Raw genomic sequence first — 12,318 nt, forward strand, 5'->3', positions numbered from 1 at the left:
CCGGGATGACCCTCATGAAAAGGCATAGCTCTGTTTCATTGCTGGATGCCATTGAGAACAGCCTATACGCTTTAGGCCGTCCAGCTACATCCAAAGAAATTGCCAAGCACATAAAGACTAGTTCAAATATCAGCGCAGCTTTGGGTGGAGCTACGCCTCATAAGACCGTTCAGGCTCGAATTGCGGTGGACATCACTTCAAAAAAAGGGAAGTCTCGTTTTTATCGTTACGCACCCTCAACTTTCGCGCTCAGGGCACTTTCAGAAGTCTATCCGACCGCATACAGACGCGTATACGTGGGCTTTGATAGGCGCCGGCAGATGCTGGCAACCCCAACTCTTTTCGTCAATCCGTACTCTTTACCCCCCTCAATACGTAGCGGCTACTTCAACAAAAATCATTATCCTATCCATCTCCTAAAAACTGTTGCACTTTCGTGGATTAGCCCCAGAACAAAACGACCAAAGCATTTCTTGTCAGTAAATTCCTTTATACTCCTCATAAATGACGGTCATGTTCTAACTTTTGAGCCGTCTAAATATGATGAAAATTATCATTCTATTTCTCAAGCTATAACAATAGGACTCCATGGCCATTTTCGTGAAAACGATATTAATTTGTTTGACAAGACGGGAGTCGGCTTCAATTGGGCCGTGGAGAGAGAGGTTCATCAGTTTTTAAGCAAGTTTTCCGGATATCATTACAATAACGTTACGGCACCCCAATTTCTCGGCTTTGTCAGGGATGATGCGTCGCTGGAACGCTCGAATGCGTTCGGAGTGGTTGCTTGCGTTCAGATTCCACGAATTTCCGTTGAAAACCATCGCCTAGGCTACCGCAATTTAAATTGGCGACCACTTGGATCCTTGCCAAACGACTTTGTTATGTTCGATAGTTGGTCAAAATACGTTTTTGCTAGTATGGATTTGGGGGATCAGTGAATTCACCCTTTCAACCGCTGTTCCTACATTTTCTGAATCGCGAGCTTATGCTAATAAGACAGAAGTCTTGGAAGCCAACTGAAATTGCCAAGTTTATTCGACTTACCGCCATTATGACAGCTGGACGCCTGAACGCTCCGTTCGGCCAAGCGCATGAGATGCTTTACAAGTCGCCTGATCTTATCCGCCTGGTAGGGACATTAGTTTCAAACCGACGACTGACCCTAACGTCTGCCCCAAACGACCCTTGGTCATTTTTTGATCAGCGGCGAGAACTATACTCAGAAAACAGGAGCGCTTACAGAAATTACTTTAGTCCAAGTTATAATAGATTAATGAATGACCTGTATGCGCAGTCTAGAAACCTAAGAACTACTAATCATATTAAAGAAAAACTGGTGACGCTTGCGACTACGGGACTTTCGGGAAATACATTTTCAACGGAAGACGCCGCCTTTGTTAAGACTCAACGCGCTTTTGTAACAGGAGCACTGATCGACAATCCAATCGGTGCTACATTCAGTATTTACCTAAAGCAAAAAATTTCGCCTCAGCCGGATGCGTCCTATCGATTAGGCAACATCTCGACTAGGGCGTTCTCTGATCATTATCAGGAGGTCCACGCTACTGTTTCGCCTACCGGTTTATATTTTGACGAATTTATAGAAGACTATGATAAATATCCACTATATGATATTGATTTGAATTTTATCCTTATTGCCCGACTCGGGCTGGACAAAATAGTAACAATCGCAGATTATGATACTTTCTTTAACTCATTCGCTCGGCATGAACACTTGTTTCGATTTGTCGAAATGAAAGATATGTTGTTTGAATCTATATTAAATAAGTTGCGCCGAATAGATAACATATTTTCTCCTAATCAAGAACATATAAAGCAAGAGCTAAGACAATTTTCGTTCGCAGAAATAGGTCGCGGCTTTGTAAGTGATCCCACTATATTCGCCGAAAAAATTCGCAATGCAATAGATGCGCGTTCAAAATCCGACCGGGGCTACGCAGAGAGTTTGGAGGACGATATTTCAAAAAAAGTAAGTAGGACACGCATCGCTTTATTCACCGCAACTAAATTGGAAGACGAAGTATTACGAGCACAGCTCGCACAGTTTGGGTTTATACCAGCTGGCCGAGAAACTGGTCCGGAAGGCTATTATAACGTTTATTCAATATACGACCAAGTCCACGTCATACATGTGCGCACGGGTATGGGCTCGGGTGGATTGCATGGCAGCCAGCGAGTGGCTCACGACTTTTTGGCGGCTGTCAATGTTGAGATGGCAATCGCAGTGGGCATATGTTTTGGAGTCGATAGTTCAAAACAGTCTTTCGGTGACGTCCTCGTAGCAGAGCAGTTCACACTCTATGAGCCTGCCAAGGTACAGGATGGTGTGATGGCCTTTCGAGGGGATAGAATTCCTGCGGAGGCTAGGCTTGTATCATATGGCCACGCATCCGCGGCCGATGGCCTAGAGCATGCAGTGCACGTCGGAGCAATATTGACAGGCGAAAAGCTAGTTGATGACGCCCTCTTTAAAGCGACCATATTGGCGGCTAACGGAAAGGCAGTTGGCGGCGAGATGGAAACCGGGGGATTAGTTACATCATGCCTTGCAAAGCAAGTCCGCTTCGGAATGGCGAAAGGTATTTGCGATTTCGCCGACAAGAAGTCTGACGATGCTCAAGAATTGGCAGCTACCAATGCCGTTAAGCTTGTTTTGAACTTTATTAGAGAAACATGGGTCGAGAAGGTGAACTGAATACTTTCCGGCGCCAGTGAAAAACTTATGTTACTTCGCCGAGCCTACCCTGTTGTACATATCTCACTTATGATCAGCATGGAAGCCCAGTCATCCAAATGTTCTACTACATGTTGGGCTTAGCCTTCAGGGTTCACGTCCAGGGTTATGTCGCTGAGTCTATTCTACTAGGCCGGACGACCTTAGGCATAGACACCCGCAATCATATATGGAACAAAACAGGAACATCCTCGCCCAGGGATTCCCTCATGCTCTCCTTCACCACCCAGCTTGCCGGCCGCTCGTTTCGCGAATTGCCCCTCACCCCCGACGAGGCCCTGCGCATGGCCGAGGTCGGGTTTCGCTTTGCCGAGTTCAATCCGGAGGCGGGGCGGTTTCGGCTCAGCCAGCCTTATGAGCTCGTGATCATTCCCGATCGCAACAGCCTCACCATCCGGCAGGAGCCTCCTCTCCGGCCGCGCAGCATCGCGTGAAGGGCCAAAGGCTCCAGGCCCTTGCCTCCCGATCCCGATTCTCTTGCTCAACATCAGCCGGCCGCCTATCGGTAGGGCTCATAGCCAACGCGTCGGCCCGCGATCGGGTCGGCGTCCCGAGTCCCGAGGGTTTGTCGATGTCGCCTCTGCCCACGCTGTCGCTGTCGCCGCTGCTCACCATCGAGGTGCAGTTGGGCAAGCCCGAGGAGATGGGCGCCACCCCCGGCGGGCATCGCCGCATCGTGCCCATTGTCGGCGGCCGGTTCTTTGGCGAGCGGCTCAATGGCGTGGTGCGCAATTTCGGCGCCGACTGGCAAACCATCCGCCCCGACGGGCTGGCCGAGATCGACACCCGCTACATGCTCGAAACCGATGATGGCGCCATCCTCGACATCCGCAATATCGGCGTCCGTCACGGCCCGCCCGACATCATGGCGCGTGTCGGGCGCGGCGAGGCGGTCGATCCCGCGCTCTACTATATGCGCACCCATTCCCGCCTCGAAACCGGCGACCCCCGCTACCAGTGGCTCAACCGCCTCATCTGCCTCGGCACCGGCGCCCGCTCCGCCACCACCGTCACCATGGTGATTTCCGCGGTGGAATAGGCAGGAGCGCTGGCGAGCAAAGAGCCCTCATGGCGGAGCGCTCTTCACCGCGTCGAACGAGGCCTGAGCCCTCATGCTGAGGAGCGCCAGAGGCGCGTCTCGAAGCACGAGGGCGGGCCCCACAGCAAGCGAACCTCGCCCTTCGAGACGCCCCTCCGGGGCTCCTCAGGGTGAGGTCCTCTCTTTACCTCTCCCCCAAAGGGAGAGGTAAGAGGCGACATCGCACTCCCCCCTCAAAGCTCCTCCGCCAGCCCGATCAATATCCCCTCCGGCCCACGGATGTAGCAGAGCCGATAGACATCGCCATATTGCACCACCTCGCCTTCGAGCACGGCGCCGAGCCCCGTGAGGCGCTCGAGCGTGTCGTCGAGGTTCTCCACCGCGAACATCACGCGCAGATAGCCCAGCGCGTTGACCGGGGCGGTGCGGTGATCGGCGATCACCTCGGGCCGGAAAAAGCGCGAGAGTTCGAGCCGGCTGTGGCCGTCGGGGGTGCGCATCATGGCGATCTCGACATGCTGGTCGCCCAGCCCCGTTACCCGCCCGGCCCACTCCCCCTCAATGGCCTGCCGCCCCTCGAGCTCGAGCCCAAGTTCGGCGAAAAACGCCACTGCGGCATCGAGGTCGGCAACCACGATGCCGACATTGTCCATTCGCTTGAGCGCCATCGGTCCGGCTCCGGCTGGTAAGGCCACCTACCCTGAACCCGCCGCGCCCGATCCGCAAGCGAAGCCCTCAGCCCTCGGCCAGCCCCATCGGATAGAGCGCGGTGACGAAGAACGCCCCCGAATAGAGCCGCTCCCAGCGATAATGCTGCACCGCCGCGCGGATCAGCGGGGTCGCGCGCGCCACCACATCCGCATCGCCCGACAGCAGCGCGATCCAGCCCGCCCAGAGGGGCTCGCGCATGAGGTGCTCTTCATAGATCTTGCGCGGATTGGACCGGAACCAGTCGAGCCGCTGCCGGTTTGCCACCGCCAGTGCCGTATCGATATCGGGCTGCTCGCGCCAATGCGCATTGAGCCCGCGCCAGTCGAGCCGATAGGCCGTCGGCTCGTCATTGTCGAACCAGCGATGCTGCGAAATATAGTGGATCGCCGCCTCGCCATTGGCCCGCAAGCCGGCGCGGAACATCTCGGCGATGGCCGGGTCGGTTTCGAGCGCCGCCATCTCGGCCAGCCCCGCCTGCGCCGTCGCCGAAATCCAGAAGGGCGGATTGTCGGGGTAGCCGATCCAGCTGCCGGGGTTGCCATAAAGCGCCCCGCGCGCGCAGAGTTCGAGCCGGCTCGGGCCCTTGTTGTTGTCGCGCTCGTGCAGCCGCTCTGCATAGAGCCGCAGCCAGCGGTCGCGATTGGCGGTGTCGAGCTCCGCCATGATGCGGTGCGCGAACAAAAGCCTCGGGGCATGCACGAAATTGAAATGCGCCCAGCTGCCGCGATAACCGAAGCCCGGCCCGGCATCGCAGGGCATCGACCAGCCGGTCTCCATCAACGCCCGGCAAAGCCCGATCATCGCGCCGGTGATCGTCTCGCGCTCCTCGGCGGTCGGGATGCCCGACTTGAGATAGCGCCAGAAGCCATAGAGCCACGGGCTGGTCTGGTCGTCCGAGCCCACGGGAGGGTGGCTCTTGCCATCCTCGGCGATCGAGCGGGCGACGAAACCCGGCCTATCGCCCACCGTCCCCAGCCGCATCAGCGCCCGGGCCAGCCCCCGCGCCCGATCCACGGTCTGCGGCCGCCGCCACGGCTCGGGCCGGGCGGACAGCCCCGCCAGCATCAGCCCGGTGAAGAAGGCGCCGTTTTCCACCGGCGTCCACCACGCCATGGCGTTGGGGCGGCAGGCCTGCATGTCGGCGGCGTCGGGAAAGTCGGCCTCGCCATTGCGGCCGGCATAATCGAGCAGGAAGCCGAAGCGCGGATGCACGAAGCGCCGGAAGATCTCGTCCTCGGCCGCGCCGATCGCCTGCCGCACATCTCCATGGCGCATGTCATCCATCGCCGCCTCCCGCAAATTTTTATCAATACGTATTGTGAACACCTCAACGCCTAAACCCGCGCCGAAAGCTTGTCAATCGCACCTCCAACAGGACTGCGACTCGAACTTCACGGTTCTGGCGCGTCAATTCGATGGATCCAACACGTATATTGACGGTCATGCGTGCGAGCTTTCTGTCGACCCAGACCCACATCCTCCCCCTTGACAGCCTGATCCTAGGGCGGATAGCCTCGTCGTCAATTCGTATTGATAACCCGGTCAACCGGTCGCCATCGCTGCCGCCGCAGCGTGCACATCCTGGAGGAGAGCATGACCACATCCGCTATGTCCCTGAACCGCCGTCGTCTTCTGGCCCTGGCCGGCGCTGCCAGCGGCGCCGCCATCCTGGCCGGCATGCCCCTGCCCGCCCGCGCCCAGGGCAGCGGCAAGCTCACCGTCTGGGTCTTCGACCAGACCACCTCGACCAAGCTCAAGGAAGGCTTCCCCCTCGCCTATCCCGGCTATGAGCTTGAAATCGTTCAGATGCCGGCCGCCGATCTGATCCAGCGCCTCGTCATCGCGCTGCAGGGCGGCCAGGGCCTGCCCGATGTCGTGCAGATCCTCACCCGCGAAACCGGCGCCCTCTTTGCCACCGGCCAGTTCATGGACATGACGGCCGAACTCGAGCCGCTCCGCGCCAATTTCCCCGAGGGCATCCTGCTCGACAATGAGGGCGAGCTCATCACCTTCATCCAGGGCCCCGGCAATATGGGCTTCTGGGTCAACCGCGCGGCGCTCGAAACCCACGGCCTCGCCATCGATCCCGAGGGCACTTGGGCCGATGTCGTCGCCGTAGCCCGCGAGCTCAAGGAGAAGTCGGGCGGCAAGTCCCACGTCTTCATCCAGCCGCCGGGCGCCAATGGCTTCCTGATGTTCAACGGCTACTTCAACGCCCGCGGCGGCAATTGGTGGGATGCTTCGGGCAATCTCGTCGCAGACGCGGAACTGGCTGCCGATACGCTGCAATTCTTCGTCGATCTCAAGACCGAAGGCCTCTCCTACGATACCGTCTGGTCGGCCCCGAACTACTGGGACCTCATCAAGGACAACACCATCGTCGGCTACACCATGAACTATGCGGTGGGCTCGACCAACCTCAAGCGCAACGTGCCCGACCAGTCCGGCCAGTGGCAGCTGGTCACCTGGCCGCGATGGAATGCCGGCGAGCCCCAGCGCACCGGCAATTTCGGCGGGCACGTCTATGCCGCGCTGCGCAACGCGCCCAATCCCCAGGGTGCCAAGGACGTGGTAATGTGGTGGCTTTCCGAGGCCGGCATAAAGGCGCAGTTCGAAACCGTGGGCACGCTCGCTTACGCACCGGCCCGCGATGTGGTCGATCTCAATATCCCCGACCCGTATTTCGGCGGCCAGACCGTGCTGTCCGACCTGATCTCGGTGCCCTTCCCGCAATTCTACTACCAGCATTGGACCGAAACGACCTCGGCCCTGACAAACGCGGTCGATCAGGCCCTTTCGGGCGCCAAGACCGCCCGCGAGGCGATCGACGAGGCGCTGGCCGAGCTCCGGGCCATCTGACCCTCATGACCACCAGCGCTCCTCCCGACGCTGCCGGCCGGGCCGTTCCCCACAAGGAACGGCCCGAAACGGCTGGAAAGAGCCTCCCCCGGCGGAGATCCGGCGGCGGCGAACCGCGCTGGGCGCCTTATGGCTTCATCACGCCCTTCTTCCTCCTCTTCCTGCCCTTTGGCGCCGGCTCGATCCTGCTCGCCGTCGCCATGGCCTTCCTCTCCTGGCCCTTGGGCCGCGCCCCGAGCTTCGCGGGCGTCGACAATTTCCGGGCGGTCTTGTTCGATCCCGTCTTCCGCACCGGCATGTGGAACACGCTGCGCATGCTGGTAGTGTTCCTCATGGTGCTGATGCCATTGGCGATTTTCGTCGCGGTGGCGATCAACCAGTTGAGCCGCCGCACGGTGAATGTCGTGCAGATCGTGCTCTTTGCCCCCGTCACGATGTCGCTGATCGCTGTCTCGGTGATCTTCTCGCTGCTCTATGATGACAATGTCGGGCTGCTCAACAATCTCCTGCGCGGGATGGGCCTTTCCGGCCTGCCCTTCCTGTCGAGCCCCGATTTCGCGCCCTGGGCCATCGTCGCCATGCGCGTCTGGCGCGTGCTCGGCTATTACGCGATCATGCTCTATGCCGGGCTGCAATCGATCCCCGACGAGCTCTACGAGGCCGCAGCCATCGATGGTGCCGGCTGGTGGTCGCGGCTCTGGCACATCACCCTGCCCATGCTGCAACCGGTCACGCTCTTCGTGCTCGTCGCTGCCTCGGTGGCCTCGTGGGAAGTGTTCGCCGAGCCCAATGTGCTGACCGACGGCGGGCCGGCCCGCTCCACCTACACGGCCGTGATGTACATTTTCGAGACCTCGTTCGGTAAGTTCAACCTCGGGCGCGGCGCGGCCGCCTCGGTGCTGCTCGCCATCGCGATCATCTCCACCACGCTCATCGTTTCGCGCCTGCTGCGGAGCCGGCACCAATGATCCCGCTGTCGCTGCCCGGCCGCCTCGCCACCTGGGCCTTTGTCGGCCTCGTCACCCTCATCTGCGCCCTGCCGCTCTACTGGCTGATCCTGTCCTCGATCAAGCCGGTGGAGCTCCTGGCGCAGGTTTCGCTTATTCCTCAGCAGGTTACGCTGCAAAATTACGCTGAGGCCTTCGCTTCGCCGGTGCCGCGCTGGCTCTTCAACACCGTGCTGATCGCGGTCTTGACCACCGCTCTAGGTCTCGCTGTCGCGACGCTCGCGGCTTTCGGCTTTGCCCGTTACCGCTTCCGGGGCAAGACGGTGCTGTTCGCGCTCGTCATCGCCAGCCTCGCCATTCCCGAATACGCTTCCGTGCTGCCCACCTTCGCCATCATGCGCGAACTGGGGCTGCTCAACACCTATGCGGCGGTGGTCTTGCCCATGGCGGCAAACGCCCTCGTCCTCTTCCTCCTCCGGCAGTATTTCACCCAGTTGCCCGCCGAGCTCTTCGATGCCGCCCGCATCGATGGGGCCAGCGAAATCCGCGTCTTCTGGTCCGTCGCCCTGCCCCTCGTGCGGCCGGGCTTGGGCGCTGCGGGCCTCATCCTCTTCCTTTCGAGCTGGAACGCCTATCTCCTGCCGCTGGTGATGATGAGCCGCACCGAGGAATTCACCATTCCGGTCGGCCTCGCCTTCCTCCATTCACAACTCAATACCGGCTACATGGAAATTTCGCCTTGGGGCGCGGTCACCGCCGGCACGGTTCTGTCCATCATGCCGCTGATCATCTGCCTCATGCTGATGCAGCGCCACTTCGTGGCTGGGCTGACCGCCGGCGCAGTCAAATCATGAGGGTTTTCAAGGGGTGACCCGGTGCCCGGCTTGACAACAGGGCACCTGCGGCGGCTCATGCGCATCATGATCGAGCAAGCGGCAGCGGCACAATGACGGAGGATCGCGCACCGCGCCGCAGGCTGACCTCCAAGGATGTCGCGGCCCATGCCGGCGTCTCGCAAAGCGTCGTGTCCTTCTATTTCACCGGCAAGCGCCCCGTGGGTGAGGACGCGCGCAAGCGCATCGAGACGGCCATCGCCGAGCTCGACTACCGCCCCAACCGCGTCGCCCAGAGCCTGCGCACCCGCTCCACCGGGCAGATCGCGGTGTTCATTCCCTATATCTCCAACCCCATCTACGCCGCCTTCGCGGCCGGGGCGGAGATTGCGCTGGCCAAGGCCGGCTACCTCACCGTCATCTTTTCGAACCGCGAGGTGCCGGCGCAGGTCGAGGCCTATTTCGACATGGTCGCCGACAGCCGCGTTGATGGGCTGCTGCTCTTTCCCTTCCAGGATGATGTCGCCCGCATTGAAAAGCTGCGCGCCACCGGCATTCCCATCGTCTTCGTCGATCGCACCGTGCCGATCGCGCCCAAGGGCCGGCCCATCGATTCCGTCGTGGTCGACAACGAAGGCGCCGTGCGCAACGCCATCGCCCATCTGTTGCGGCAGGGCCATCGCCGCATCGGCTTCATTTCCTCGGCCAACGCCACCTTCGGCACCCCGCGCCTCGAAGGCTACAAGAAGGCCTTCGCCGATCTCGGCCTCGTGCCGCCGCCCGAATACATCGCGCTTGGCGGCGGACGCGTCGAGGACGGATTTCGCATGGCTAGCCAATTGCTTGCCGACGTACCCGACATGACGGCGCTGATGGTCTCGGTGAACATGCCGACGCTCGGCGCGCTCGATGCGGTGCATCGGGCCGGCCTCGCCGTTCCCGACCAGATTTCGTTCATCGGCTATGATTCAGACGATGACACCCATCGCCTGCCCGAGCGCATCGCCGCCATCCGCTATCCCGCCATGCGGCTGGGGCAGGAAGCGGCCGAAATGCTGGTCCGCCGCCTGCGCGAGGAAGGCGACGCCCCGGGCCGGGCCACGCAGATGGGCCCCGACCTTTATCTCGGCGCCTCCACCCGCGCGCTCTGATCATCGGCCCTTGCTCGGACCAGCCCGATCTGTTTCGCTCTATAGATGACCGAGGCGACAAAGACTGAAGACGAGACCCGCCGGGCCATCGAGGCCGTCTGGCGCATCGAGGCGCCGCGGCTCGTCGCCGGCCTCGCCCGCTTCACCCGCGATCTGAGCCGGGCCGAAGACCTGGCGCAGGACGCCTTGCTCGCCGCCTTCCGGCATTGGCCGGCCGACGGCATCCCTCGCAATCCGGCCGCCTGGCTGATGGCCGCCGCCAAGCGCCGCGCCATCGACGGCTTCCGGCATGATCGCATGCGTTCGGAAAAGCTCCGGCAGGTCGGCGCTGATCTCGCCACCGACCAGGAGCTCGAAGGCGAGGATGTCGAAGCCCGGCTTATCGCCAGCCTCGACGATGACCTTCATGACAACCGGCTCGGCCTCATCTTCGCCACCTGCCATCCCCTGCTCTCCCCGGAGGCAAGGGCAGCCCTGACGCTGCGGGTCGTCGCGGGGCTTTCGACCGAGGAGATCGCCCGCGCCTTTCTTGCGGCCGAGCCGACGATCGCGCAGCGCATCGTACGCGCCAAGAAATCCCTTGCCGAGGCCGGCGTCCCGTTCGAAATCCCGCGCGGCGCGGAGCGAGCCGAGCGCCTGCCCTCGGTGCTCGAGATCGTCTACCTGATCTTCAACGAGGGCTATGCCGCCACATCGGGCGACGATCTCCTGCGCCCCCGCCTCTGCCAGGATGCCCTGCGACTGGGCCGCAGCCTTGCCGCTCTCATGCCCGAGGAGCCGGAAGTCCTCGGGCTTCTGGCGCTGATGGCTCTGCAGGCCTCGCGCCTGCGGGCGCGACAGGCGAGCGACGGCACGCCCATCCTGCTGCTCGACCAGGATCGCAGCCGCTGGGACCGGGTGCTGATCCGGCATGGGCTCGACACCCTCCACCGGGCGCTTGCCCTGCCCCAAGGCGCCGGCCCCTACACGCTCCAGGCCGCCATCGCCGCCTGTCACGCCCGTGCCGCCGAGGCCAAGGACACCGACTGGCGCCAGATCGCGGCCATCTATGAGGCGCTGTGGCGCCGCGATCCCTCACCGGTCATCGCGCTCAACCGCGCCGTCGCCGTCTCGATGGCCTTTGGTCCCGAGGCCGCGCTGCCGCTGCTCGATACGCTCAGTGCTGATGGCGCGCTCAAGGATTATCATTTGCTGCCCGCCGCGCGCGGCGACCTGCTGGAGCGGCTCGGCCGGATCGAGGAAGCCGGCGCCGAATTCCGCCGCGCCGCCAGCCTCACCCGCAACAGCCGCGAACGCGCCCTGCTGATGGCCCGCGCCTCTGCTTCCCTTCTCCCCCGAGGGGAAACCGCCGCCGCCCTTCTCCCCTGAGGAGAGAAGGTGGCCCGCAGGGCCGGATGAGGGGTTCAGATCCTCAGATAGGCACCATCGACTATCCACCCATCCGCTCGAACCACGCAATCAGCGCAGCGCTGTTGGCCACACCCGCCGCCCGCATCAGCCGGGCCCGGTGCGCCTCGACGGTGCGCGGCGACAGCCCCAGTTCGCGGGCGATATCGGGGCTGCTTCGGCCCGCCGCAACGAGCGTCAGGATCTGCGCCTGGCGCGGCGTCAGCCCGCTGGACGGCACCGGCCTGCCGGTGGGCTGGCAGATATAAAGCGCGAGCGCGAGCGGATCCTCGCCCCCGAGCGCACGCCCATCCATCCGCGCCCAGAACCTCCTGCCCTCGCGATCCTGCATGATCCGTTCGTCCGAGTAGACGAGGCCCGCCGCCATGCCCCGCCGCCAGCGCCGGCCGATGGCGACGAAATCCTCGAGATCGGGATAGAGCGCCTTGAAGCTCATGCCGCTGAGCGTCTCGCGGTCATGGCCGAAAAGGCCGGCAAACTCGACATTGCAGGCCCTGATGATCCGATGCGCTGCGACGCAGGCCGGCACGGGAAGATCAACGATCCGGAGCGTCTCGAACGCAGCAACTGAGGACATGCTCATAGGGTAGAAATACGACTCTCGGCGACCGCG

12 protein-coding genes are annotated in these 12,318 nt (G+C 61.5%); 9 read left to right on the plus strand and 3 right to left on the minus strand.

Going from position 1 to position 12,318, the window contains the following annotated elements:
* The first annotated feature begins 14 nt into the window (after positions 1-14).
* From BT183_RS06895 to BT183_RS06910, 4 genes are all read left to right on the plus strand, one after another.
* Positions 15-941: a winged helix-turn-helix domain-containing protein gene (locus BT183_RS06895; protein WP_177282418.1), complete on the plus strand. Its 927-nt coding sequence runs from the start codon at positions 15-17 to the stop codon at positions 939-941.
* Positions 938-2,719: a 5'-methylthioadenosine/S-adenosylhomocysteine nucleosidase family protein gene (locus tag BT183_RS20225; RefSeq protein ID WP_143145692.1), complete on the plus strand. Its 1,782-nt coding sequence runs from the start codon at positions 938-940 to the stop codon at positions 2,717-2,719. Before BT183_RS06895 ends, BT183_RS20225 begins: the two co-directional genes overlap by 4 nt.
* A gap of 248 nt (positions 2,720-2,967) precedes the next feature.
* Positions 2,968-3,192, plus strand: a complete 225-nt coding sequence (locus BT183_RS06905; RefSeq protein ID WP_072340186.1) for a hypothetical protein — start codon at positions 2,968-2,970, stop codon at positions 3,190-3,192.
* Positions 3,193-3,329: 137 nt separating this feature from the next.
* Complete coding sequence (locus BT183_RS06910; RefSeq protein ID WP_072340188.1) at positions 3,330-3,797, plus strand: DUF3237 domain-containing protein; 468 nt, start codon at positions 3,330-3,332, stop codon at positions 3,795-3,797.
* 233 nt (positions 3,798-4,030) lie between these two features.
* Here BT183_RS06910 and BT183_RS06915 read toward each other — a convergent pair whose 3' ends face one another.
* Together BT183_RS06915 and BT183_RS06920 are read right to left on the minus strand one after the other, a co-directional pair.
* Positions 4,031-4,465, minus strand: coding sequence for a VOC family protein (locus BT183_RS06915; protein ID WP_072340190.1), 435 nt, complete (start codon positions 4,463-4,465; stop codon positions 4,031-4,033).
* Positions 4,466-4,532: 67 nt separating this feature from the next.
* Positions 4,533-5,792, minus strand: coding sequence for a hypothetical protein (locus BT183_RS06920; RefSeq protein WP_072340192.1), 1,260 nt, complete (start codon positions 5,790-5,792; stop codon positions 4,533-4,535).
* A gap of 309 nt (positions 5,793-6,101) precedes the next feature.
* Between BT183_RS06920 and BT183_RS06925 the strand changes: the two genes are divergently transcribed.
* The 5 genes from BT183_RS06925 (at position 6,102) to BT183_RS06945 (ending at position 11,666) form a co-directional block, all read left to right on the plus strand.
* Positions 6,102-7,367, plus strand: a complete 1,266-nt coding sequence (locus BT183_RS06925) for an ABC transporter substrate-binding protein (protein ID WP_084603298.1) — start codon at positions 6,102-6,104, stop codon at positions 7,365-7,367.
* Positions 7,368-7,372: 5 nt separating this feature from the next.
* A complete protein-coding gene (locus BT183_RS06930; RefSeq protein WP_072340196.1) occupies positions 7,373-8,335 on the plus strand; it encodes a carbohydrate ABC transporter permease in 963 nt (320 codons plus the stop codon).
* Positions 8,332-9,168: a carbohydrate ABC transporter permease gene (locus BT183_RS06935; protein WP_072340198.1), complete on the plus strand. Its 837-nt coding sequence runs from the start codon at positions 8,332-8,334 to the stop codon at positions 9,166-9,168. The genes BT183_RS06930 and BT183_RS06935 overlap by 4 nt, the downstream gene beginning before the upstream one ends.
* Before the next feature lie 92 nt (positions 9,169-9,260).
* Positions 9,261-10,298 (plus strand): LacI family DNA-binding transcriptional regulator, encoded by a 1,038-nt coding sequence (locus BT183_RS06940; RefSeq protein WP_072340200.1) that lies wholly within the window; start codon positions 9,261-9,263, stop codon positions 10,296-10,298.
* 45 nt (positions 10,299-10,343) lie between these two features.
* A complete protein-coding gene (locus tag BT183_RS06945; protein ID WP_072340202.1) occupies positions 10,344-11,666 on the plus strand; it encodes an RNA polymerase sigma factor in 1,323 nt (440 codons plus the stop codon).
* A 61-nt stretch (positions 11,667-11,727) separates the two neighbouring features.
* Here the strand turns inward: BT183_RS06945 and BT183_RS06950 are convergent, their stop codons facing one another.
* On the minus strand, positions 11,728-12,282 hold the full coding sequence (locus BT183_RS06950) for a helix-turn-helix transcriptional regulator (protein ID WP_143145693.1): 555 nt from the start codon (positions 12,280-12,282) through the stop codon (positions 11,728-11,730).
* Positions 12,283-12,318: the final 36 nt, after the last annotated feature.

The sequence above is a fragment of the Devosia enhydra genome (assembly GCF_900119845.1).
GTDB lineage: Bacteria > Pseudomonadota > Alphaproteobacteria > Rhizobiales > Devosiaceae > FPKU01.